This window comes from Tsukamurella ocularis (genome assembly GCF_024807615.1).
Lineage (GTDB): Bacteria > Actinomycetota > Actinomycetes > Mycobacteriales > Mycobacteriaceae > Tsukamurella > Tsukamurella ocularis.
Genome location: NZ_JANUCJ010000004.1, coordinates 21441 through 45043 on the forward strand (window position 1 = coordinate 21441; position 23603 = coordinate 45043).

24 protein-coding genes are annotated in these 23603 nt (G+C 71.7%); 6 read left to right on the forward strand and 18 right to left on the reverse strand.

Annotated features, from left to right (window positions below; all coding sequences use genetic code 11):
- Positions 1–18 precede the first annotated feature (18 nt).
- The 16 genes from HNP44_RS16500 to HNP44_RS16575 form a co-directional block, all read right to left on the reverse strand.
- Entirely contained in the window at positions 19–1479 is a 1461-nt protein-coding gene (locus HNP44_RS16500; protein WP_259142282.1) for a hypothetical protein, read from the reverse strand.
- Positions 1480–1615: 136 nt separating this feature from the next.
- A complete protein-coding gene (locus HNP44_RS16505) occupies positions 1616–2032 on the reverse strand; it encodes a hypothetical protein (RefSeq protein WP_259142283.1) in 417 nt (138 codons plus the stop codon).
- Between the two features lie 44 nt (positions 2033–2076).
- Positions 2077–2304, reverse strand: a complete 228-nt coding sequence (locus HNP44_RS16510; protein ID WP_259142284.1) for a hypothetical protein — start codon at positions 2302–2304, stop codon at positions 2077–2079.
- Between the two features lie 4 nt (positions 2305–2308).
- Complete coding sequence (locus HNP44_RS16515) at positions 2309–4117, reverse strand: acetyl/propionyl/methylcrotonyl-CoA carboxylase subunit alpha (protein WP_259142285.1); 1809 nt, start codon at positions 4115–4117, stop codon at positions 2309–2311.
- Between the two features lie 129 nt (positions 4118–4246).
- Positions 4247–5707, reverse strand: coding sequence for a condensation domain-containing protein (locus tag HNP44_RS16520; protein ID WP_259142286.1), 1461 nt, complete (start codon positions 5705–5707; stop codon positions 4247–4249).
- A gap of 23 nt (positions 5708–5730) precedes the next feature.
- Positions 5731–6147 carry a SufE family protein gene (locus tag HNP44_RS16525; RefSeq protein WP_259142287.1) on the reverse strand — a complete coding sequence of 139 codons (417 nt, stop codon included), beginning with the start codon at positions 6145–6147 and terminating at the stop codon, positions 5731–5733.
- Entirely contained in the window at positions 6144–7037 is an 894-nt protein-coding gene (locus tag HNP44_RS16530) for a sulfurtransferase (RefSeq protein WP_259142288.1), read from the reverse strand. Before HNP44_RS16530 ends, HNP44_RS16525 begins: the two co-directional genes overlap by 4 nt.
- Positions 7038–7107: 70 nt before the next feature.
- Positions 7108–8382, reverse strand: coding sequence for a hypothetical protein (locus tag HNP44_RS16535; RefSeq protein WP_259142289.1), 1275 nt, complete (start codon positions 8380–8382; stop codon positions 7108–7110).
- On the reverse strand, positions 8379–9626 hold the full coding sequence (locus HNP44_RS16540) for a phthiocerol/phthiodiolone dimycocerosyl transferase family protein (RefSeq protein ID WP_259142290.1): 1248 nt from the start codon (positions 9624–9626) through the stop codon (positions 8379–8381). The genes HNP44_RS16535 and HNP44_RS16540 overlap by 4 nt, the downstream gene beginning before the upstream one ends.
- A 1-nt stretch (position 9627) precedes the next feature.
- Positions 9628–11010: a glycosyltransferase gene (locus HNP44_RS16545; protein ID WP_259142291.1), complete on the reverse strand. Its 1383-nt coding sequence runs from the start codon at positions 11008–11010 to the stop codon at positions 9628–9630.
- Position 11011: 1 nt separating this feature from the next.
- Entirely contained in the window at positions 11012–11719 is a 708-nt protein-coding gene (locus tag HNP44_RS16550; protein WP_259142292.1) for a VC0807 family protein, read from the reverse strand.
- Positions 11716–13002 (reverse strand): phthiocerol/phthiodiolone dimycocerosyl transferase family protein, encoded by a 1287-nt coding sequence (locus HNP44_RS16555; protein WP_259172181.1) that lies wholly within the window; start codon positions 13000–13002, stop codon positions 11716–11718. The genes HNP44_RS16550 and HNP44_RS16555 overlap by 4 nt, the downstream gene beginning before the upstream one ends.
- Positions 13003–13046: 44 nt before the next feature.
- Complete coding sequence (locus HNP44_RS16560; RefSeq protein ID WP_259142295.1) at positions 13047–14288, reverse strand: phthiocerol/phthiodiolone dimycocerosyl transferase family protein; 1242 nt, start codon at positions 14286–14288, stop codon at positions 13047–13049.
- Positions 14289–14553: 265 nt separating this feature from the next.
- Positions 14554–15183, reverse strand: coding sequence for a Maf family protein (locus tag HNP44_RS16565; RefSeq protein WP_259142925.1), 630 nt, complete (start codon positions 15181–15183; stop codon positions 14554–14556).
- Between the two features lie 20 nt (positions 15184–15203).
- Complete coding sequence (locus tag HNP44_RS16570) at positions 15204–15476, reverse strand: acyl-CoA carboxylase epsilon subunit (RefSeq protein WP_259142297.1); 273 nt, start codon at positions 15474–15476, stop codon at positions 15204–15206.
- A complete protein-coding gene (locus HNP44_RS16575; protein WP_259142299.1) occupies positions 15473–17125 on the reverse strand; it encodes an acyl-CoA carboxylase subunit beta in 1653 nt (550 codons plus the stop codon). Before HNP44_RS16575 ends, HNP44_RS16570 begins: the two co-directional genes overlap by 4 nt.
- Positions 17126–17186: 61 nt before the next feature.
- Here HNP44_RS16575 and HNP44_RS16580 point away from each other — a divergent pair, with 61 nt between their 5' ends.
- The 3 genes from HNP44_RS16580 to HNP44_RS16590 are packed head-to-tail and all read left to right on the forward strand — an operon-like array spanning position 17187 to position 19228.
- Entirely contained in the window at positions 17187–17993 is an 807-nt protein-coding gene (locus HNP44_RS16580; RefSeq protein ID WP_259142301.1) for a biotin--[acetyl-CoA-carboxylase] ligase, read from the forward strand.
- Between the two features lie 3 nt (positions 17994–17996).
- A complete protein-coding gene (locus HNP44_RS16585; RefSeq protein ID WP_259142303.1) occupies positions 17997–18542 on the forward strand; it encodes a PH domain-containing protein in 546 nt (181 codons plus the stop codon).
- Entirely contained in the window at positions 18539–19228 is a 690-nt protein-coding gene (locus HNP44_RS16590) for a response regulator transcription factor (protein WP_259142304.1), read from the forward strand. Before HNP44_RS16585 ends, HNP44_RS16590 begins: the two co-directional genes overlap by 4 nt.
- A 10-nt stretch (positions 19229–19238) precedes the next feature.
- On the opposite strand, the gene HNP44_RS16595 is transcribed toward HNP44_RS16590, so the two are convergent.
- Positions 19239–20540, reverse strand: coding sequence for a sensor histidine kinase (locus HNP44_RS16595; protein WP_259142305.1), 1302 nt, complete (start codon positions 20538–20540; stop codon positions 19239–19241).
- Between the two features lie 11 nt (positions 20541–20551).
- Complete coding sequence (locus tag HNP44_RS16600) at positions 20552–21097, reverse strand: GtrA family protein (protein WP_259142306.1); 546 nt, start codon at positions 21095–21097, stop codon at positions 20552–20554.
- Between the two features lie 117 nt (positions 21098–21214).
- Here HNP44_RS16600 and HNP44_RS16605 point away from each other — a divergent pair, with 117 nt between their 5' ends.
- From HNP44_RS16605 to HNP44_RS16615, 3 genes are read left to right on the forward strand one after another with little or no spacing between them, the layout of a single operon-like run.
- Positions 21215–22441, forward strand: a complete 1227-nt coding sequence (locus HNP44_RS16605) for a 5-(carboxyamino)imidazole ribonucleotide synthase (RefSeq protein WP_259142307.1) — start codon at positions 21215–21217, stop codon at positions 22439–22441.
- A complete protein-coding gene (gene purE / locus HNP44_RS16610) occupies positions 22434–22973 on the forward strand; it encodes a 5-(carboxyamino)imidazole ribonucleotide mutase (protein WP_259142308.1) in 540 nt (179 codons plus the stop codon). Before HNP44_RS16605 ends, purE begins: the two co-directional genes overlap by 8 nt.
- 19 nt (positions 22974–22992) lie before the next feature.
- Entirely contained in the window at positions 22993–23550 is a 558-nt protein-coding gene (locus HNP44_RS16615) for a dihydrofolate reductase family protein (protein WP_259142309.1), read from the forward strand.
- Positions 23551–23603: the final 53 nt, after the last annotated feature.

Genomic DNA, 23603 nt, shown 5'->3' on the forward strand with positions numbered 1-23603 from the left:
CTGATGAATTCAGCTTCGTCAGGGTGTGTCGGTGAGCAGTCTCTCGGTAACTCGTAGTAGATAACGCGTTTGGCGGTGCGCTAGTGCAGAGTCCAACTTGTCGAGTTGGTTCTCGTCGACTTGAACGAGGTAGTTCGGGCCGGCAATGGCGGTGACCGTCGGGATCCCGAGTCGGTAGGGGCCGGTCGCCTCGCCGTAGAGGTTGTTGGTGTACGGCTTGGCGACGACTGTGCGATCGAGGTCGCTCTTGTCGAGCTCGGTGGTGACCAGCTGGGTGAGGTTGTCGCTGTTCCCGACGCCGAGGATGAGCAGTTCCTGCTTTCCGGAAGCGTTCCAGGGGCGGTCGGCGCCGCCTGCGTCCCATTGCAACGCTCCGAGATGTTCCGGTACAACGGCAGCGATCAGCTGGTTCTTGATCGCGGGGGTCTGCTCGAGCCATTTTTCGGGATGGACGGCGCTCGAGTCGGCCGTCATGTGCGCTGGTGAGAAGACGACCTGGACATCACGGTCGCGTTGATCGCGCGGCAGCCTTGCGAGGTATTGCGTGATCGCGAGCACGGCCGCAGCCCCGTTTTCTTCGATGGCGTTCTGTCCGTCGGTGTGTGTCATGAGAAGTACCGCGCCGGACTTCTTGCCGTTGCCCGGAAGCTTTGCAGCAAGATAGTCGATAGAAGCATCGTCGTCGGTTTCGGCGATCAGTGTCAGGTTCATCGTGACAGGTCCGCGAGCGAGCATTTGCCGGAGCCGCGCGCCCTGTTCGCGGTCGAGCTGGAGCGCTGGTAATCCGTCGTGCGGTTGCTGATGCGGTGAGAATTGACCTTTCGCCGCTTCCGGGGCAGCCGGCAGGATTCCGATGGCCGCGACCGCTCCGCGCTCGCGAAGGCTACGGAGGGTGAGAGATTCGGATGTCCACAGCCTGGTCGCGTCCTCGCTCTTGAGGTCGGCGGCCAGCGTCCCCGGTCGTGTATCGACGGCGACCCGCAGTACTGCGTCGGCGATCGCGGCGGGCTTCCGATCGACCAGGGCGACCTTGCCTGCGAGATCGGAACTGTCCGCAGCGTCGGCGAGCGTGCCCGCGATGCCACCGATGGGAGTGCTGCCGGAGTAGGGCCAGTAGTACGCGACAGGGATCTCGTGAGTTCGGCCCTGAGAATCGGTGGCTGTGAGTGCCCAGGAAGTGGCATTCCAGTACCTCAGAGGTGTGGGGAATCGGTCCACGGAAAGCCCGAACGACTCGAGTTCGCGCTGCACGTAATCGATCCAGCGACGGTGAGCGGGACTGCCGGTGAAGCGAGGGCCACCCTCCGTCATCTTCTCGACCCAGCTCCACAGGGCGGCGCGGTCCGCAAGCTCGGCGCCGGCGCGCGGGGCCGAGGTGCAACCAGGGGTGAGGAGGGCACCCATGGCTGCCAATGATCCGGTGAGGAAGGTCCGGCGGCGGAGCGGTAGACGCAGACCGCTGTCGTTCAGAGAGCTCATTGTTTCGACGATAGCAGCAGAATTGACACTCTGTTGAAAATTATCGACGTTATGTCGACACAAGGAGTCGTTCAGTACCGGCCTTGGCGGCTCCGTTTGTCACTCGCGGTCGGGAGCGGCTGTCGCACGTTCTCGGTCAGTCGCCGCCGAGGCCGGTGACCTTCTTGAGTTGATTGACGCCGGGGAGCTTGCCGACGCCCCGCTCGACCCCGCGCTGCACGTCGCTGAGCTTGTTGGTCACCTCGACCAGCGGCGGGAGCACGGCGTCCAACGTGTTGAGGGCAGGATCGGCGACGGCGGTCAGCCGCTCGACTCGGTCGATGACGTTGTTCGCGCGCTCGATCATGTCGGCCATCGCGAGCATCACCTTCGGCAGCTCGGCGATCAGCTCGATGGTGTCGGGCGGGATGGTGCTGAGCTTGCTGACGCTGGTCACCGTGCGGCCGGTGTTATCCATCGCCTTGCCGGCGGCGGACCGCACGGAGTCGACGAGATCGTTGACCGACTCGCTGATGCTGGGTGGGGCCTTCGGGGGCTCCGGCTTTCTCGCCATGTCTCGATCATCGCCCGTCGGGCGCCCGCGCACGGGGATTTTGGCTACAGCGACGCGCCGAACCGCTCCACGGCCGCGCGGGCGGAGCGCAGGCCCTCGCTGTCGGGGCCGTCGACGGTGACCTCCCCTGAGGGAAGGAGGGTCACCTCGCCGATCGAGTCGCCGGTGGTGTTCACGCGGACGGCCCAGGTGTAGGCCTCATCGGCCAGCCAGGCGTCGGGGCGCAGTTCCGTGAGGTACCACGCCCCGACGTTCAGGCCGATCGGATCCAACGAATCAGTCCTCGTCGGACTTGATCTCGAGCAGGACGGTGCCCTGCGTGACGGCGGTGCCGGGCTCGACCGACAGGCCGGTGACGATGCCGTCCTTGTGCGCGGCGACCGGGTTCTCCATCTTCATGGCCTCGAGCACCACGACGAGGTCGCCGGCGCTGACCTGCTGGCCGTCCTCGACGGCGACCTTGACGACGGTGCCCTGCATGGGCGCGGTCACGGAGTCGCCCGTGGCGGCCACACCGGCGCCGCGGTCGCGGGTGCGCGCCTTCGGCTTGCGGCGGATGACGCCGGCACCGCCGGCCGCGCCGCCACCGCCGAGCGAGAGCTCGCCGGGCAGCGAGACCTCGACGCGGCGGCCGTCGACGACCACGACCACGTTCTGGCGGGGCAGCGAGTCGTCCTCCTCGATGGCCTGGCCACCGGTGTACGGCTCGATCGGGTTCTCCCAATCGGTCTCGATCCACTTGGTGTAGATGTCGAACTTCTCGCCGTCGCCGATGAAGGCGGGGTTGGAGACGATGTGGCGGTGGAACGGGATGACCGTCGCGAGGCCCTCGACCTCGAACTCGGCGAGCGCGCGCCGCGAGCGCTCCAGCGCCTCCTGGCGGGTCGCGCCGGTCACGATGAGCTTGGCGAGCATCGAGTCGAACTGGCCGCCGATGACATCGCCCTGGTCCACGCCGGAGTCGACGCGCACGCCGGGGCCGGTGGGCTCGCGGTACACGCTGATCGGGCCGGGTGCGGGTAGGAAGCCGCGGCCGGCATCCTCGCCGTTGATGCGGAACTCGAAGCTGTGACCGCGCGGAGTGGGATCCTCCGTGATCGTCAGCTCCTTGCCCTCGGCGATGCGGAACTGCTGGCGGACGAGGTCGATACCCGCCGTCTCCTCGGTGACCGGGTGCTCGACCTGCAGGCGGGTGTTGACCTCGAGGAAGCTGACCAGACCGTCGGCGGCGACGAGGAACTCGACGGTGCCGGCACCGTAGTAGCCCGCCTCGCGGCAGATGCGCTTGGCCGACTCGTGGATGGCGGTGCGCTGCTCCTCGGTGAGGAAGGGCGCGGGCGCCTCCTCGACCAGCTTCTGGAAGCGGCGCTGCAGCGAGCAGTCGCGCGTGCCGGCGACCACGACGTTGCCGTGCTGGTCGGCGATGACCTGGGCCTCGACGTGGCGGGCCTTGTCGAGGTAGCGCTCGACGAAGCACTCGCCGCGGCCGAAGGCGGCGACGGCCTCGCGGGTCGCCGACTCGAACAGCTCGGGGATCTCCTCGATGGTGTAGGCGACCTTCATGCCGCGGCCGCCGCCGCCGAACGCCGCCTTGATGGCGACGGGCACGCCGTACTCCTTGGCGAAGGCGACGACCTCGTCGGCGTTCTTGACCGGGTCCTTGGTGCCGGGCGCCATCGGTGCCTCGGCGCGCTCGGCGATGTGTCGCGCGGTGACCTTGTCGCCCAGGTCGCGGATCGAGGCCGGGGACGGGCCGATCCAGGTCAGGCCCGCATCGATGACGGCCTGCGCGAAGTCGGCGTTCTCGGACAGGAAGCCGTAGCCGGGGTGGATCGCGTCGGCGCCGGACTTGCTCGCGGCATCGAGGATCTTGTCGAAGACGAGGTAGGACTCCGCCGAGGTCTGGCCGCCGAGGGCGAAGGCCTCGTCGGCGAGGCGCACGAACTTGGCGTCGGCATCGGGCTCGGCGTACACGGCGACGCTGGTCAGGCCGGCGTCCCGGGCGGCGCGGATGACGCGGACGGCGATCTCACCGCGGTTGGCGATGAGTACCTTCTCGATCTTCTTGTCAGCGTGGGCTGCCACTCAAGTCTCCTCGTTCCGTTGCGGCGCACAGCGGCGCGCCGCCCTCTCCATGTCCCGTCCGGGCGCAACTCCTGACGAGTGTATGCCTACTCACTTGTGGCGGAGCCGACAGTCCCCTCGCGGGTTCGGTTACCCGCGAGTAACCGTCGCATCGCCTATTTCGGTCAACAACGAACGTAGCGCGCCGAGGTACAGAGTGACACTCCGGCGTGCCGTTTCGAAGCCGGGGAAGCGCGCCGCCACGTGCAGACCGGACGGTGTGCGCAGCATCCAGAGGTAGACATCGTCGATCGAGTAGTCGTGCGAGCGGAGCGCCCCGGCCCCGCCCGCGTCGTTGACGTCCGAGCCGGGGGCCGAGCGGGTGTCCATGAAGGAGACGACGAACCTCGGCGGCGGCGCCTGCGAGCGGCCCGGCTCCTCGGCCAGGACCTCGCCGATGCGCAGGTAGGGCAGGGTGCTCCCGATCTTGGACGGCTTCCACGCCGCCTGCGCCCGCTGCGCCAGCTCGCCGAAGGTCCGGGCGCCGGTGGTGTCGAGCCGGAAGGGCGCGATGCCGACGAACCAGCCGAGCGCCGCGATCCACTGCTCGGCGTCGCGGGTGTGCCGGGTGACGGCGCATCGGAAGACGGGGCCGAAGCCCAGGTCGGTGTTGATCTTCGCCATGCACGCGAGCACGCCGGTGACCAGCGACGCGCCCGATTCGGAGCAGACGCGGGTGAAGTTGTTGGACCGGTCGTCATCGAGCAAGTGGAAGTTCAGGGCCCGCTGCGGCAGCCGGGGCACCCCGTCGGGGTCGCGGCTCAGGGCGGCTCGTGTCTCGTCGGCGAGGACCTTCGCACTGAGCGGGAGCAGCGGCATGGGGAACGGATCCGGCTTGAAGCCGGTCTCGCTGAGGTACTCGTCCCACATCCGCGCCGCCGGGTGGCTCGCGCCGGCCCGGTCCGCGGACTGCCGGTCGGTGTCCGAATAGTTGACGTAGCTACCGGTGGGCAGCAGTCGCGGCGTGTCGCCGTGCACGGCCTCGCGGTAGAACTCACGCAGCTCGTAGGGGCTGAGGATGAGCGAGTAGCCGTCGAGCAGCGAGTGGTCCGCCGCGAAGAACAGGGTGAAGGAGTCCTCCCGAGCCACCGTCGAGAACATGTACGCCGGCCAGGTCAGCGGGGCCGTCGACCGGTCGAACTCGCCCAACAACTGCTCGGCCAGAGGACCGGTGGACCGGTAGGTGCCGATCGTCTTGACCCGCAGGTCGACGGTGGCGGTCTGCGCGCTGCGGCGACGCGGGCGGTCGTCCTCGAGGAAGACGTGGGTGCGGAGCACCTCGTGCCGGTCGATCCACGAGCGCAGCGCGGTGCGCATCCCTGGAATGGACAGTGGCTCGTCGAACTCGATGCCGAGGCCGAGCCAGGACTCGCGGCCGCCGTCGATGTGGCGACGCTGCAGCACCGCTTGCGCTCCCCGCAGGTGCGCCTCGTGCACGTGCGACGTGGCGCGCGGGTCGTCGCGCCAGCGCGCGGCGGGGCCGGTGGTGGGGATCCAGTTGCGCAGTTCACCCGGGCGCAGCGGGTACGCGTCCAGCTCGGTGAATTGCATGGCGGGCTCGCTTCGTGACAGTGCTACCCGGCGAGCCGGCGCTTGATGCGGGCCAGCATCGCCGACATCCCGCGCAGGCGCAAGGGGCTCACCACCGAGTCGAGACCGAGGGCGTGGTGGAAGTCGTCGGGCACGGCGACGATCGTCGCGGCGGGCTGCCCGTCGAGGCCCTGCGCCAGGATCGACGCGAAGCCGCGGGTGGTCGGGGCCTCAGGCGGCGCGCTGAAGTACAGCCGCACGGCCTCGGGATCCGAGGCGTCGACGTCGAGGAACAGCGGCGACTGGCACTCCGGCACCGGCTCCATCGCTGCGGCGGTCAGGTGCTCGGGAAGTTCGGGCAGCTCGCGCGAGAACTCCAGCAGCAGCTCGAGCCGGTCCTGTTCGCCGACCCCGGCGAAGTCGTCGACGATCTCCGCCAGGGGTGCGGGCAGGGCGCTCATGCGCCGGGCGCGGCGCCGGGCTCCTCGCCGCGCACGATGGGGGCCCGCACGGTGTTGCCCCACTCGGTCCACGAGCCGTCGTAGTTCTTGACGTCCGTGAAGCCGAGGAGGTGGGTCAGCACGAACCAGGTGTGGCTGGAGCGCTCGCCGATGCGGCAGTAGGCCGTCACGGGCGACGTCGGATCGAGGTCGCCGTAGACCTCGAGGAGGTCGGCGTGGGGGAGGAACCGGCCGTCCTGTCGGGCGGCCCTGGCCCACGGGATCGACACCGCGGTGGGGATGTGCCCGCCGCGCAGGGCACCCTCCTCCGGGTAGTCGGGCATGTGGGTGCGCTCGCCGGTGTACTCCTGCGGCGAGCGCACATCGACGAGGGCGCGCGCGCCGATGTCGGCGCGGACCTGGTCGGCGAAGGCGCGGATCACCGCGTCGTCGCGCTCGACGACGGGGTAGTCGGTGCGCGGGTACTCCGGCTGCTCGAGCGAGACGTCGCGGGCGTCGCTGATCCACTTGTCGCGGCCGCCGTCGAGGAGACGGACGTCCGGGTGGCCGAAGAGGGTGAACACCCACAGCGCGTACGCGGCCCACCAGTTCGACTTGTCGCCGTAGATCACGACGGTGTCGTCGCGGCTGATGCCCTTGGCGCGCATGAGTTCCGCGAACTGCTCACCGGAGATGTAGTCGCGCGTCACCGGATCGTTCAGGTGCAGGTGCCAGTCCACCTTCTGCGCGGTCGGGATGTGCCCGATGTCGTAGAGGAGGACGTCCTCGTCGGACTCGATCACCTTGAGGCCGGGGACCCCCAGGTGTCCACTCAGCCAGTCCGCGGTGACGAGGCGCTCGGGGTGTGCGTAGTCCTGGAGTTCCGCGCTCGGATCGGTCTCGATAGCCACGTCCGTCAGCCTAGCCCCCACGCCGCCCGGGCGCCCCGCGGCGACCCCGGGCGGTGGCGTTTTCCCGTACTCAGTGATCCGCGTACTCGGGCAGTGACCGCTCGACGACGCCCTGCAGGTCCGCGGCGGCCGCGAGATTGCTCGCGACGAACAACGAGGTCTCCGCCTCGGTGCCGGTCCATCCCACGTAGAGGTACGGCGGTCGCGGCGGCGCGATCCGACCGGGGAGCGCGGACCAGGCGAGGCGGAACCATGTGCGGTCCGAGGGGGTGCCGTCGGGCGCGCGGACGGGCGCGGGGAGGGCGCCGACGCCGGCGCACGTCGTCACCGGGTGCGCCGGGTCGGCGGGCGCGTCGATGAGTGTGGCCAGGGTGCGACGGGGCAGCAGGGTCAGCAGCGGGCCGAAGGCGTCGTAGCGGCCGGCGTCGGGCAGCGCGCCGAGCACGCCCTTGACGTCCGCTCGCAGGGCCACGATGCCATCGGGGCCCGTGGCCGGATCGACGAGGAGCTCCGCGTCGACGATCGCGTTGCCGCGGAGGTCGCCGTCCTCGCGCCGGTTCACGGATAGGCCGAGCACGGCCCGCCCGTCGGGTCGGACCCAGCCGAGGCCGGCCGCGATCCGCGCGGTCGCCTGGAAGAGCAGCGTCGACTCGGTGCCCCCGGATTCGGTGGCCCGCGCCGCGAGGGCCGCGCGGTCCAGGTGCGCGACGGCCCACTGTTCGGGCCCGACGGGGTGCGCCGCGGCGGGACCGTCGTGCTCGAGGCGTCCCTTCGCCAGGCGGGCGGCCGTCGCCGCCGCGCGCGCGGCGGCGGGGAGCTCGCGCGCGGCCAGGGCGGCGTCGCGCCCCGCGGCGCGCAGCGGTGCCGTCGCTTCGCGGGGGTAGGGCAGGTCGCGGACGGCGCCGAGCGCGGCCTCCGCGACCGCGGTCGCGGTTCCGACTCCGTCGGCGAGGACGTGCGAGACCACCAGGGTCACGGCGGATCCCCCGTCCGTCAGCGGGAGGACGCCGAGGTGCCAGCCCGGCCCCGACCACGGGTCGATCGGGGCGGCGGAGCGTTCGTCGACCCAGCTGTCGATCGCCTCGCGAGGGCGTGGTGTCGCCTCGACGGCGATCCGCGGCGCTGCGGTGGTGGCCACCCAGCGGTCCCGGCCGAAGGGTAGCGGCGAGTGGGCGATCCGGCGGCCCAGCAGCCCACCGCTGAGCGCGGTGCGGAAGCGTTCGAGCCCGGTGAGGTCGACGCCGTCGTCGTAGATCCAGGTCACCTGGATCAGCGAGTTGCGTCCGGTCGCGCGGGTACCCGAGGCCGCGCCCTGGTCGACGAACGCCAGCAGGTCGGCCGTCATGCGGCGGCTCCCGCACCGACGAGACCGGACTCGATCCGGTCCCGGATGCGGCGGGCGGCGTCGGGCGCGAGAGTGCCCGGCGCGTGCCGCAGCTCGATGGACAGCCGCCCGTCGAAGGTGAGGGCGTGGTGGTGCAGGCCGACGAGTGGCGCCAGCGCCTCGGGTGGGGCGCCTCGCACCAGGGCGCGGACCCGCTCGATGTCGACCTCTGAACTGGTGTGGAAATCCAGTACGGTCACGCCCTCCGGGGTCGACGGTGCCGGGATCGCCCCGATGTTGCTCAGCCGCACCGGGACTCCGCCGGTCACCGTCACCGGTGCGGAACCGGCGAGGGCTGCGGCGACGGTGCCGTCGGCGAGATCGGCGCGCAACCGCTCCAGCACGACGCGACCGATCTCCTCGGGCGTCGTGTCGCCGCGTACCGCCACAGGCACCGTCGATGAGCCGGCGAAGTTGGTGACCGCGGCCGCCGGGACGGCAGGCTCGGCACGGGCCCGGAGGTCGACGGGGCTGAAGACCGCGAGGGGCACCGCCTCGTCGCCCGGGCGGTCGACCTCCGCCCGCTCGGCGGCGACGATGATCCCGGCGAGCAGCCCGTGGACGCTCAGACCCGCCTCCTTGGCGCGGCGGCGCAGCGCCTCGGTCGCGATGGCGTCGAGGCGGATCCGGTCGAAGGCGAAGTCGCCGGCGTCGACGTCGGCCGGCGACGGAACCGTCGCGGTGGGGAGGACGTCGACCACCGACGGCGCGGGCGGCTCGCCCGCCGCGAGGCGGTCCGCCAGTTCGGTCGGGGCGGCGGGGAGCCCGGCGGGCTCTGCGGGCTCTGAGCCCGAGTACAGCTCCCACAGGCGCAGATTCAGGTACAGGGCGTGTGCGCCGTCCGCGACGGCGTGGCTCACTCCGAGCGTGACGCGGTGCAGATCGCCGTCCGAGACGAGCTGCACGGCCGCAATGGCCCGCTCGGCATCGACGCCGAGCCGCACGTCGCCGGGCGCGAAGGCGCGCAGCTCGACCTGGATCGGCGCGGACTCCTCATCCGGCGCGGCGTCGGGTGCGACCAGGTCGAAACCGAAGGCATGGGGCTCGATCCGGCCCGCGAGCACGGGGTACTCCCGGCGCAGCGCCGCGTAGGCGCGGGCCAGGCGGCCCGCGTCGATCGGGCCGCGGACCGTGAAGCTACCGCTGGAGGTGGTCCCCGTCAGCACGTAAGGGATCTCGAGCGGGGTCAGAGCGCGTCGGGACATCTCACACCTCCAACCCGGCGAGGGAGACCACGTCGGCGGCATCGAAGTCGACGGTGTCGGGCGCCGTCACCGCGGCGACGGTGCGCACGTCCACGCCGTCGTCCTCCGCGATCGACTCGATGATCGTCGCCGCGCGGCGCGCGGGGATGTCGCCGAGGTCGATGAGCGAAGAGATCCGCTGCGCCCGACGGCGGGTCGCCGGGGCGAGCAACAGGTCGAACGCCGCGTGCAGGCGCTCCGCAGTGAGATTGCGCATCGGCAGGCAGGCACCGACGCCGAGGTCGGCGACCCGCGCGCCCCAGAAGGGCTGGTCCGCGAGCACCGGGCAGATCAGCGTAGGCAGCCCGGCCCGCAGCGACGCGGCCGTCGTGCCCGCCCCACCGTGGTGGACGGCGGCGGCGCAGTACGGCAACACCTCCGCGTGCACCACCTCGTCCACGACCCGGATGTGGTCGCCGAGATCGGCGCCGACCAGATCGCTCCAGCCGGCGACGATGAGGCCACGACGGCCGCGCTCAGCGCAGACCCGGGCGAAGGTGCGCGCCATACCGTCCGGGTCCGCGATCCGCATGCTGCCGAAGCCCCAGTAGATCGGGGCGTCGCCGTCCGCGAGCCAGGCCATGAGGTCGGCATCGGTGCGCTTCTGCTCGCCCTGGCGGAGCCAGGCGTCGGCGGGGACCTCGAGGAAGCCGAGCATCGGCCGCGTCCGGCTGAACTCGGGGACCAGGTCCGGCGTGAGGGCGGGGTCGTAGAGCTGAAGGTCGACGATCTCGTTCGCGTCGCGGTTCTTCGCGCGCCGCGACCGATACGGCGCCTCGCCCACCGACATCCGGTGGAAGTTCACCGCGGCCCGCACGTGCGTCCAGGTGAAGGAGTCGCCGAGCGCCCAGGTCGCGCGCTTGACCATGCGCGGCGACCGGGACAGCACGTCGCTGGTCAGGCCCGCCGGCGTGTACTGCGTCATGGGGTAGACGCTGTTGGTGGTGCCGGGGAAGAACCGGTAACTGATGATCGTCGCGCCGCTGCGCCGGGTGATCGGCAGTGCGAAATCCACGGCGTCCGAATGGGTCAGCACCACGTCGGCGTCGCGGCACACGGTCTCGGTCTCGCGGGAGATGGTGGCGATGTTGCGCACCAGCCAGCGGCCGTAGGCACGCATCCTCTCGACGGGGCGGTGGATCACGTCGCGGTAGTCGTCGTCGTAGTCCGGCACGAAGTCGTTGAGCCGGTGGGCTTCCAGGCCCGCGGAACGGATGAGCCGCACCAACGGATCGCCCATCGCGGCGATGGTCACCTCGTGCCCGCGGGCGCGGAGCGCGAGCCCGATCGCGATCGTCGGCTGGACGTCGCCGCGGCTCCCCATAGCGAGGATGCAGACCTTCATGTCAGTTCGTCCTTTCGACGGTCGGGTGGAGCTCGGTTCGAGAAGCCCGGACGACGCCCTCGTCGGCGGTGCCGGCGAGCGCGGCCCGGACGGGGCGCAGGAGGAGCAGCGTGAGCGGGAGCACGGGGACGGCGACCAGCAGGGGAATCACCTGGCAGGCGACCACCGCGTAGTCGATGGGCAGGCCCAGTGCCGCGGTGATCGAGGCGGTGGTGCTGATGACGACTGCGACGAGCCACAGCGGGTCGACGGCGCCGATCGCCCGGACACAGGGCCGCTCGGTACGCACACGCCGATTCCACTGCTGGGCGCGCACGGCGTCGCCGCGCACCGTGAGCCGCATCATCAGCGTGGCGACGGCGCGCCGCCGCAGCACCAGGCCGGCGGCGATCGCGACGGCCATGAGACCGCCGATGGCCGTCTCCACGAGGAGGATCACGCGCGGGCTGCCCGAGATCGCCGCCGCCGTGATCGAGCAGGCGAGCAGCGTGAGCGTGAACAGCTCCAGTGGGTCGGCCGCCCGGCGCACGATCGAGCGGGCCAGGATGCGGACCGCGACCAGCGCGGTGCCGGTGACGAGCGCGACGAGCTGCCCCGCGCCGACGAGGTAGCGCAGCGCGAAGTACACGCCCAGCTGCAGGCCGACGTCGACGAGCAGCGCCACCGGCGGGGCCGGCGGCGACTCGGTGTCGGCGAGGGGGACCGTCATGCCGCGGTACCGATCTCGAACAGGGCGTGCGCGCCGTCGGCGATGCGGTCGAGGAGTCGGACGCGCGTCTGCGCGTCGAGCGTGCCAGGCAGGACGCGCAGTTCGATCGAGAGCCGCCCGCCGAAGGCGGATACCAGGTACGAGGTGCCGATCGGCGAGGCCGGGACGCCCGTGCCGGTGTGGCCCGCGGCGTACTCGCGGATCCCGCCGGCGCTGCGGACGATCTGCGCGTGGAAGTCGAGGACCTCGAGCCCGCCGGGGACGACGGGCGCCGGGACCTCGCCCAGGTTGCTGATGAGCACGGGCGGGCCGTGGCGCCGGGTCCGCGCGTCGGGCATCGGGCTCACCGCGGTCCGCAGCACGGTCCCGTCGCGCACGTCGGAGCGGATCCGGTCGGCAACGGTGCGCGCGATCTCGGCGGTCGGGCCGTCGCCGACGGCGACGTACGAGAAGCCGCACAGCGCGGTGACCGAGCGCAGCGGGATCGGCGGCGTGATGCGGCTGCGGAAGTCGACGGGGGTCAGGAGGGCGACCGTGGAGTCCTCCGCGCATTCGGCGAGCTCGGCGCGGGCGATGAGGCCGCTGACCAGCGCGTGGGAGGAGACCCCGTGGGAGTGGGCGGCGGCGTCGAGGGCCGCGGTCTCGCCGGCGGTGAATCGGACCCGCAGCACGTCGTCGACGTCCGGCCCGGTCTCGTCGGGGAACTCCGCCGGCACTGCGCCGTGCCAGACGGTGCCCGCCAGCCGCTCCTCGTAGTCCAGTTCCTCGGGGAGGTGACCGCGCGCCGCCATGACCAGGTGCGGCTCGACGGGGAAGTCGGTGGCCCGCCGGATGATGGGCGCCGCGCCGCTCGCCAGCGCGGTGTACAGCTCGAATAGCCGGGCGGCGATCGCGACGATGCCGGAGCCGTCCGTCGCGGCGTGGCTGGCCCAGAGGGTGAGCCGGTACCGATCGCCGATCCCCGTGAGCGACAGCGCGGCCAGTTGCTCGGAGCCGACGAACCACGGCGGCGTCTGCTCGTAGCCGGTCCACGGCGCCGTGGTGTCGCGGAAGCCGATCGCGGCGGCGACGGAGGCGTCGCCCGGCGCGAAGTGGGGGCGGCCCTTGACGTCCACGATGCGGGCCGCGAGAACGGGGTACTCCTCCAGCAGAGCCGTGAATGCGGAGCGCAGCGCGGTGCCGTCGACCGTGCCGCGCAGCTCGAACGACGTGCCGATCACCTCGCGGGAGGTGGGGCGGACGAAGGAGGCCTCGGAGAAGGTGAGTGCGCGGTGGTTCTGCATGTGCGGCTCCTGTTCTGGACTGCGGGTTCGGCGGTCGGGCGGGGTCAGGCCGCAGGTGCCCGGCGGGCGGCGGCGTGGACCAGGGCATCGATACGGTCGGCGACGGCGGCGCGGGCGTCGGCGGAGGCGGTGCCACCCAGGGTGATCGCCTCGATCCCGAGGCGGCCACGGAAGGTCGAGACCTGGTGGATCGTCGCCGACGGGGACGGGCGGCGCGCACCGTCGGGAACGTGCAGGGCAGCGGAGTCCATCGACAGGATCGGGCGCAGGTCCTCCGCGACCAGCCCGTCGGGGAGATCCACATCGAGCGGGCCCAGGTTGCTGAGCACGACCGGCGGCTCGGGCGCCTCACTCGACGCGGCCGCGATCGCCAGCGCCGTGAGCGCGCGGCCACCCCGGACGTCCCGGCGGACGGTGCGGGCGAGCGCGTCGCCCACGGCGGCGGGGTCGGAGGCGGACGTGAGCTCGGGCGCCGCGTACGAGGCGCCGACGAAGTTGGTCACCTCGGTCGCGTCGAGCAGCGGGCGGACCCTGCGGCGGAGGTCGACGAGGGTCATCGCGCCGACCCGAATGGGTGCGGCGGGATCCTCGCCGAGGAAGCCCGCCCGCTCGGCGGTGAGCAGGATCCCGGAGATCAGGGCGTTCAGGCCGATGCCCTCGGCGGCGGCGAGGAGCCCAGCGGTGGTCTCGGGGGAGAAGCGCAGCGAGATCGTCTCGGGGAGGACGGCGTCGTCGCCGCGCGGGCCGAGGACGGGCGCGCTGCCATACCACCGCGCACCGTCGAGTCGAGCGCGGCCGGTGCTGACCTTGGGGACGTCGAGGTCGGCGAGGACCCGCTGCGCCGAACCGGGGAACGGCTGCGGCGCTCCGATGTCCGTGGCTCCGGTGCGGACGAGCGCCGTGTAGTGCGACCAGAGCCGGCGCAGCAGCGCGTAGAGGTGTGTGCCGTCGGCGAGCGCGTGGTTGACGGCGAGCGCGACCCGGTGCCGGTCGTCGAACGATGTGACGTGCAGGCGGGCCAGGGCGGTCGCAGGGTCGACGAGCGGCGCTTCGGGGCCGTCGGTGCGGGTGGCGCCACCGGCGGGGGCTACGAAGGCGTAGCCGTCGCCCGCGGGCGCGACCGCGGCGTCGAGCGCGGGGTACTCGGCACGCAGCGCGGCGAGTGCGTCGGTGAGCGCGTCGGAGTCCAGCGGGCCGCGCACTGTCAGCTCGAAGGCGCACGTGGTGGGGTGCGGGCCCACGAAGCCGATCTCGGACGAGGCGAGGGGGCGGAGCGTCGTGGTCATGGGAAGACGCTAAGCCGACGTCTATTCCTTTCGCGAGACGAAGTAGTGGTGTCGCTCGTCACGCTCCCGGACCCTTGACCAGGGTTGGCGAACATTGTTGTAGACGATTGCTTCGGTGTTCTTGCAGCTCTAACGGTGTACGCGATGGAAGCTTCGACAGTGCTTCTCAGCTGCGGAAACGCGCTGATTGCTGGGAGTTAACGCAATGCTTACGAAATCCGGATCGAGAATCCTGTGAGGTCCACCACGTCCGTGATGGCGAAGATCAGGCGGGGTCCGACCACAGCGCGACCGGGGACACGCCCACCTCGGTCAGCAGCTGCCGGGTCAGCGGCAGGGAGATGCCGATGACGGAGCTGGGGTCGCCGTCGATGCACTCGACGAACCAGCCACCCAGGCCGTCGAGCGTGAACGCTCCGGCCACCTGCAGGGGCTCACCCGTCGCGACGTACGCCTCGATCTCCGCATCCGACGGCGCGCCGAAGCGCAGCGTCGTGGCGCGGGTGCCGCCGGCTTCGCCGGCCACGGCACCGTCGTCGAGGAGGATCGCGCAGTGCCCCGTGAGGAGGCGGCCCGAGCGACCGCGCATCGCGCGCCAGCGCGCCGCCGCGACCTCGGGGGTGTGCGGCTTGCCGACCAGTTCCCCGTCGATGGAGAGCATCGAATCACAGCCGATCACGACGGCTCGGCCGGGCAAGGGCTCTTCGGCGAGGATCCGGCCGACCACGTCCTGCGCCTTGGCCCGCGCTAGCGCGGCGACCGCGTCCTCGTGGGCGACGTCCGGGCCCAGGGCGGCGAGGATCGCGTCCTCGTCGACCTGCGACACGGAGACCCGCGGCGACGTGCCCGCGGCACGGAGTACCGACAGTCGCGCCGGCGAGGCCGACGCGAGCACGAGCCGCACGGGAGCCGGGATCAGGACCCCTTCGTCCAGAACACCGGCGTCTGGCTGGTGAACGCGTTGGGGCCGTTGAAGTACTGCGGCCGCATGCGGTCACGGTGCTGGCCCCACAGCGACTTCGGGCCCTCCGGGCCGGACTGCGGCGCCGAGCCGGTGGCCGCGGCGAGCACCGCGACGACGGCGGCGACGTCCGCGGCCGACGGGTTGCCCTTCTCGAACCGGATGGCCGCCGTGAGTATCTCGACGTCGGTGGCGCTGGCCTCGACCGGCTTCTGCTCGGCGCTCACAGCGGGATGTTCCCGTGCTTCTTGGGCAGGGTGGCGACCACCTTGCGCTCCAGCATGTTCAGCGCCGTGACGATCTGGCCGCGGGTGTGCGAGGGCGGGATCACCGCGTCGACGTAGCCGCGCTCAGCCGCCACGTACGGGTTGACCAGGGTGTCCTCGTACTCCTCCTGCAGCTTCAGGCGCAGGGCCTCCACATCCTCGCCCTGAGCGGTCGCCTCGGCGAGCTCCTTGCGGTAGACGAATCCGACGGCGCCACCGGCGCCCATCACCGCGAACTGAGCGGTGGGCCACGCGAGATTGATGTCGGCGCCCATATCCTTGCTGCCCATCACGCAGTACGCGCCGCCGTACGCCTTGCGGGTGACCACAGTGATCTTCGGGACGGTGGCCTCGCCGTAGGCGTACAGCAACTTCGCGCCGCGGCGGATGATGCCGTCGTACTCCTGGCCGGTACCGGGCAGGAAGCCCGGCACGTCGACCAGCGTGATGATCGGGATGTTGAAGGCGTCGCAGAAGCGGACGAAGCGGGCGGCCTTCTCCGAGGCGTCGATGTCGAGGCAGCCGGCCAGCTGGGTGGGCTGGTTCGCGACGATGCCGACGCTCCGGCCGTCGATGCGACCGAAGCCCACGATGATGTTCATCGCGCGCTGCGGCTGGATCTCGAGGAACTCGTCGTCGTCGAGCAGGCGGCGGATGACCTCGTGCATGTCGTAGGGCTGGTTCGGCGAATCCGGGATCAGCGTGTCCAGTTCGCGGTCCTCGTCGGTGACCGAGTCCTCGATCGAGCCCCTGAGGGGGTCGGTCGGGACGAAGCGCGGCGCCTCGGCGCGGTTGTTCGACGGGAGGTAGGTGAGCAGCTCGCGGACGTAGTCCAGTGCGTCCTGCTCGCCCGACGCCACGTAGTGGGCGGTGCCCGACTTGGTCATGTGGGTCTGGGCGCCGCCCAGCTCCTCCTTGGTGACCTCCTCGCCGGTCACGGACTTGATGACGTCCGGGCCGGTGATGAACATCTGGCTCTCGTGATCGACCATCACCACGAAGTCGGTGAGCGCGGGGGAGTAGACGTGGCCGCCGGCGGCCGCCCCCATCACCACGGAGATCTGCGGGATGACGCCCGACGCCTGCGTGTTGCGGAAGAAGATCTGCGAGTACAGGGCGAGCGAGACGACGCCCTCCTGGATGCGCGCGCCGGCACCGTCGATGATGCCGACCAGCGGGCGACCCGTCTTGGTCGCCAGGTCCATGACCTTGACGATCTTCTCGCCGTAGACCTCGCCGAGCGAACCGCCGAAGACGGTCGAGTCCTGGCTGAAGACGCACACCTCGCGACCGTCGATGGTGCCGTAGCCGGCCACCACGCCGTCGCCGATCGGACGGCGCGCGGCCATGCCGAAGTTGGTGGACCGGTGCTGGGCCAGCTTGTCCAGCTCCACGAACGAGCCTTCGTCCAGCAGCGCCAGCACACGCTCGCGGGCGGTCAGACGGCCCTTCTCGTGCACCTTGTCGATGGCGCCCTGCCCCATCGGGGCCATCGCCTCGGCGTCCTTCTTGCGGAAGGCGGCCAGCTTGCCGGCCGTGGTGTGGATGCTGGGCTCGGCGTCAGCGGTGTTGCCGCCAGAGGCGCCGTCGGTGGTGGAGGCACTCGTCATAGACCCGACTCTAACCAATAGAGTCGGTTCCGAACCGCACTGCCCATAGAAGGAGGACGTCGTGGTGCTCCCCGATCAGGCGGCGATCGCCGCAGCCGTGCGCGGCACGCGCTGGCACCAGGTGTCGGTGGTGCCCAGCACCGGCTCTACCAACGCCGATCTCGCGGACGGTGTCCGCGCGGGCGACGAGTCCGGCCGCGTGCTCATCGCCGACGTGCAGACGGCCGGCCGCGGCCGGCACCAGCGGCTGTGGTCGGCGCCCGCCGGAAGCTTCCTGCCGATCTCCGTGACCGTGGGCGTGCCCACCGCCGCGGCGCCCCGCGCGGGCTGGCTGTCGCTGGTCACCGGCGTCGCCGCGGTCGCCGCGGTGCGCGAGGTGACCGGCCTGCGCGCCGGCCTCAAGTGGCCGAACGACGTGCTGCTCGAGGCTGAACCCGGGGGGCGTGGCGGCAAGACCGCAGGCATCCTCTCCGAGCTGGCCACCGCACCCGGCGGGGACCTGGTCGCCGTGATCGGCACGGGACTGAACACCACGCTCGCCGAGGCCGATCTCCCGGTCGAGACGGCCACGTCGCTCCAGCTGGCCGGCGCCGAGGCCCCCGACCGGACTGCGCTCGCCATCGCCTACCTGCGGCACCTCGACGCCGGGCTGACCGCCTGGACCGACGACCCCGTCGCCGCGCGCGCCGATTACCTCGCCGCCTGCGTCACCGTCGGGCAGGAGGTGACGGTCTCGCTCCCCGCCGATGAGGTGCTCCGCGGTACCGCCGTCGACGTCGACGCCGAGGGCCGCATCGTGGTGCAGGACGCGACCGGGAAGAGGCACGTACTCTCCGCCGGCGACGTCACTCACCTGCGGCCGGCCTGAGCGGTGGGCTTCCCGGCGAAGGCGCTCGTCGACGACGAGCGGGTCCTGCTGCACACCCGGCCGCACGGCACGCGCATGATCGTGCCGGTGCTCGTGCTGTTCGCCGCGTGCGCCGCCGCCGGCGTCGCGCTGGGCCTGCTCAGCCGTGCCAAGCTCGACGGTGCGCTGCCCGACTGGCTGCTGCTCGCGATCGTCGTGGTGTGGGTCCTGGTCGTCGGCTGGTTCACGGCGCGCCCGTGGGCGGTCTGGCGCGCGACGCACCTCGTGGTCACCGACGTGCGGATCATGTTCCGCTCGGGCATCGTGCGCCGCCGCGGCATCGACATCCCGCTGCGCCGCATCAACTCGGTGCAGTACCACCAGCGGCTCGTCGACCGCGCGCTGCGCAGCGGCGTGCTCACCGTCGAGTCGGCGGGTGAGGACCCGCTCGACTTCCCCGACGTGCCGAGGATCGCGGCGACCCACGCGCTCATCGTCGACGCGCTCGACGACGCGGACGACTACCGGGGGCGCGACGGCGGCTCCACGGAGTACCCTCGGCGCTCATGACGACGCGGGTGCTCCTGGCCGAGGACGACGAGGCGATCGCCTCACCCCTGGCCCGGGCGCTCTCGCGCGAGGGGTACGAGGTGGACGTGGCGGGCACGGGCACCGACGCGCTCCGGCAGGCGCTCGCTGAGGACTACGCGCTCCTCATCCTCGATCTCGGGCTGCCCGAGCTGGATGGGCTCGAGGTGTGCCGCGAGGTGCGCGCCGCCCGCCCCGAGCTGGCGGTGCTCATGCTGACCGCCCGCACCGATGAGATGGACTTCGTCGTGGGCCTGGACGCGGGTGCCGACGACTACGTGGGCAAGCCCTTCCGCATGTTCGAGCTGATGGCCCGCACCCGCGCCCTGCTCCGGCGCAGCGCGCCCGCACAGGACGCGCCCGAGGTCGTGGAGGCCGGCGGGATCCGGCTGGACGCCACCGCGCGCCGCGTCACCGTCGACGGCACCGACGTGGCCCTCGCCAACAAGGAGTTCGAGCTGCTCCGCTTCCTCATGGAGCACGCCGGGCGGCTGCTCACCCGCGAGGAGATCCTCGCCGACGTCTGGGGCGACTCCGACCTGCGCGGCTCCAAGACCCTCGACATGCACATCTCCTGGCTGCGCCGGAAGATCGGCGACGACACCGGTGCGGCCCAGCGGCGCATCGTGACCGTCCGCGGCGTCGGCTTCCGGTTCGACGCGGAGTAGTCGCGCTCGATCAGCGGGGCTCGGGCTCGCGGGCGGGCGGTTCGGGCTGCACGTCGGGTGCGGCCGCGGGCAGGAAGATCGCGAAGGCCGTCGGCTTGCGGCTCTGCAGCTGGAGGCGGCCCCCGTCGGCCTCGACGAAGGCGCGGGCCAGCGCCAGACCGACCCCGGTCCCGTCGCCCGCGGAGTAACCCCGCCGGAAAATGCGCTGGGCGTCACCGTCGGAGATGCCGGAGCCCTCGTCGGTGACCGTGATCAGCACGGTGTGCGCGCCGACCGAGCCGAGTCGCACGACGACCACGCCGCGGCCGTGCATCAGGGCGTTGTCGACCAGCACCGCCGTCGCCTCCCGGACCCGCGTGGCGGTGGCCCGGGCGGGAAGCGGCGGACCGTCGGGCGGGAGCACCGTGAGGCGACGGCCGGCCCGGTCGAAGGACGGGGCGAGGTCGGCCAGCAGGGGTGTGAGCTCGGCCCGCACGTCGATCGTGCCCTGCGGCGATCGCTCGGCCCGCGACATCCTCACCATGTCGCCGACGGACGAGGTGAGCCGATCGACCTGGTCGAGGGCGGCCCGCGCCTCGGTGACCACCTCCGGGTCGGGGTGCAGGGTGAGTTCGTCGAGGCGGATGTGGATGGCGGTGAGCCGGCTGCGCAGCTGGTGCGAGACATCGCCGACGATCTGCCGCTCGCGTTGCAGTCGGTCGGCGATCTCCACCGTCGCGGTGTCGAGCACGTCGAGTACCCGGTCCAGCTCCTCGATGCCGTGCCGGTGGGGGTCGGGCCGGAAGTCGCCGTTCGCCAGGCGCTGCGCACGCTCGGCGACCTCCTGCACGGGGTCGGCGACGCGGCTCGCGGTGACCGCCGCGACCACGACGCCCGCGGTCAGCGACAGCACCATGACGATGAGCTCGACGCTGAGCGCGCGGAACTGGCCGTCGCGCACGCCGGCGTAGTCCTGCTCGATGCGTAGCATCCCCGCGTCACCCAGTGAGGTGCCCTCGACCATGTAGTGCTCGAGCGGGCCGCGGCCGACGGCGAGCTCGCGCGGGGCGCCGGTGCGGTCGGTGTAGCTGAGGACGAGGCGGCCGTCGGGGGGGACGAGGAGGCGGAGCGCCTCGACCGGCGGCTCGTCGGTGACGCCGGTGCTCTGCTCCTGGAGCAGGATCGCGGAAGAGGCGCGCTGCAGGCGGTGCTGGAGGTCGGTGCGGGCCGTGTCGTCGAGCCAGCGCCATGTGTAGAACATGAGCGGCAGGCCCAGGAACAGGCCGGTGACCGCGACGACCGCGATGGTCGAGCGGAGGATCCGGTGCCGCACGCCGGGGAGGCTCAGTGCTCGGCGGAGGCGCTGCGGGTCTCGTCGTCCGGGATCGACTCCTGATCCGGGGCGTCGCGCATGTCCTCGGGGAAGGCCCAGCGGCGCAGGGCCCAGAAGCGGAAGGCCATCTGCAGCAGGTTGCCGACTATGTAGTTGAGCACGAAGTCGACGATGATCAGCGTGGTCTTGGAATCGACGTTGCGCAGGTCGAAGAAGTTGTTCGCGACGAAGATGGGCGCGGCCATGATGAGCACGCCGATGCCCGAGATGGCGAAGAACAGCAGCGCCTCGTGGTGCTTCTCCCGGCCGCCGCGATGCTTGAAGCTCCACTCGCTGTTGAGGATGTAGGAGAGGATCACGGCGCAGACGCCGGAGAAGATCTTGGCCACGGTCGGCTTGTCGTCGAGGACCGTGAGTACGAGGCCGTAGAAGATGGCGAGGTCGAAGACCGCCGTCGTGCTGCCCACGATCGCGAACTTGATCAGCTCGTGATGCTGCATGACGAGCCCGCGGAGCGGTGCCGGGGTGCGATCCAGAATCGCCTCGATGAAAGCCACGTGCGCCACTCTAACGGAACCGTGAATAGTACCGCGGAGAGTGTGACGCGGTCGGTACCGGGGGCGTGGGGCGTGCCGGGCGCCCCCGCGGCGTCGTGGACCTGCGATTATGGAGCGGTGAGTGATGTTCAACCGCGCCGGTCGCGGCCCGTGGTGGCCATGGTCGGTGGAGGTCAGCTGGCCCGCATGACCCATCAGGCCGCGATCGCGCTGGGGCAGTCCCTGCGCGTCCTGGCCGCCGCCCCCGACGAGCCCGCGCCCCAGGTGTGCGCCGACGTGGTGCTCGGCGACCACGACCGGATCGAGGACCTGCGCCGCGTCGCGACCGGGGCGCACGCGCTGACCTTCGACCATGAGGGTGTGCCGACCGAGCACCTGCTGCAGCTGCAGGCAGAGGGCGTCACGGTCAACCCGCCGCCGCAGGCCCTGCTGTACGCGCAGGACAAGCTGGCGATGCGGCACCGTCTGGCCGAGCTCGGCGCCCCCGTGCCCGGCTTCGCGGAGATCACCGCCGTCGCCGACGTCGAGGCCTTCTGGGAGCGGTTCGACGGTGCCGTCGTGCTCAAGGCCGTCCGGGGCGGCTACGACGGGCGCGGCGTGTGGCTGCCGGACACGTCGGCCGAGGCGCTCGCAGTGGCCGAGGAGCAGCTCGCGGCCGGGGTGCAGCTGCTCGCCGAGCAGCGGGTCGAGCTGGCCCGGGAGCTGTCGGCGATGGTCGCGCGGTCGCCCTTCGGGCAGGGCGCGACCTGGCCCGTGGTGGAGACGGTGCAGCGGAACGGGCAGTGCGCAGTGGTGCTGGCGCCCGCGCCGAACCTCTCCGACGAGGAGGCCTCTTTCGCCGAGTCCCTCGCGCTGCGGCTCGCGAACGAGCTGGGCGTCGTCGGCGTGATGGCCGTCGAGCTGTTCCAGACCCCGTCGGGCGAGATGCTGGTCAACGAGCTCGCGATGCGCCCCCACAACTCCGGCCACTGGTCGATGAACGGCTGCGTGACCAGCCAGTTCGAGCAGCACGTCCGGGCCGTGCTCGACTACCCGCTGGGCGACACCGCCGCGACCGCGCCGCTCACGGTGATGGCGAACGTGCTCGGCGCACCGTCGGAGCCCGAGATGGGCGTCGACGAGCGGCTGCACCACCTCATGGCCCGGATGCCCGAGGCGCACGTGCACATGTACGGCAAGGAGGGCCGGCCCGACCGCAAGGTGGGGCATGTGAACCTGGTCGGCGGCCTCGACGGCGACCGGAACGATCCCGACTACGTGGCGGAGCTGCGGGAGCGGGCGGAACGCGCGGCGCACTGGATGGCGACCGCGGAGTGGACCGATGGATGGAGCGTGCATGGGTAACGGCACCGGACCGGGCGTCGATCGGGGGGCCTCCGGCCCCCGGGTCGGATTGATCATGGGCAGCGACTCGGACTGGCCGACGATGGAGGCCGCCGCCGAGGCGCTCGCCGAGTTCGGGATCCGGTTCGAGGTGGGTGTGGTCTCGGCGCACCGCACGCCGCAGCGGATGCTCGACTACGCGCAGGGCGCCGCGGACCGCGGCGTCGAGGTGATCATCGCGGGCGCCGGCGGCGCCGCGCACCTGCCGGGCATGGTCGCCTCCGCGACGCCGCTGCCGGTGATCGGCGTGCCGGTGCCGCTCAAGCACCTCGACGGCATGGACTCGCTGCTGTCGATCGTGCAGATGCCCGCCGGCATCCCGGTGGCGACGGTGTCCGTGGGCGGCGCCCGCAACGCCGGGCTCCTGGCCGTGCGCATCCTCGGCGCCGCCGATCCCGCGCTGCGCGCGAAGATGGCGGCGTTCCAGGCGGATCTGGAGCAGATGGTGCTGCGCAAGGACGAGGCGCTGCGGAAGAAGCTCCTCGAGGGCTGATCGCGGCTAGCCTGGGCCCATGACTGGTCAGGTGCGGGTGCACAACTTCGCGATCTCGCTGGACGGCTTCGGCACGGGCGCGGACCAGAGCGTGGACGCGCCCTTCGGGCACGCCGGCGGCTCCCTCATGGAGTGGTTCTTCGGCACTCGACGGGGCGCCGCGATCCACGGCCTGAGCAGCGCGGCCCGCGGCGTCGACGACGCCTTCGCCGAGGCTTGGGACGAGGGCATCGGCGTGGAGATCATGGGGCGCGGCAAGTTCGCGCCCACGCCCGAGGTGCTCGCCGACGAGTCCTGGCGCGGCTGGTGGGGCGAGCAGACGCCGTTCACCACCCCGATCATCGTGCTCACGAGCAACCCGCGGCCGACGTTCTCCACGGAGGACGGCGTGGAGTTCCGGTTCCTCGACGCCTCGCCCGCCGAGGCCGTCGCGGCCGCCCGGGAGATCGCGGGCGAGAAGGACATCCGCATCGGCGGCGGCGTGGCGACGGTGCGCGAGTTCCTCGCCGCCGACCTGATCGATCACCTGCACCTGGTGGAGACGCCGATCGTGCTCGGCCGGGGCGAGCGGCTGTGAGACGGGCTGGAGGGCGTGCAGTCACGGTTCGCGATCGAGTCGACGGTGAGCCC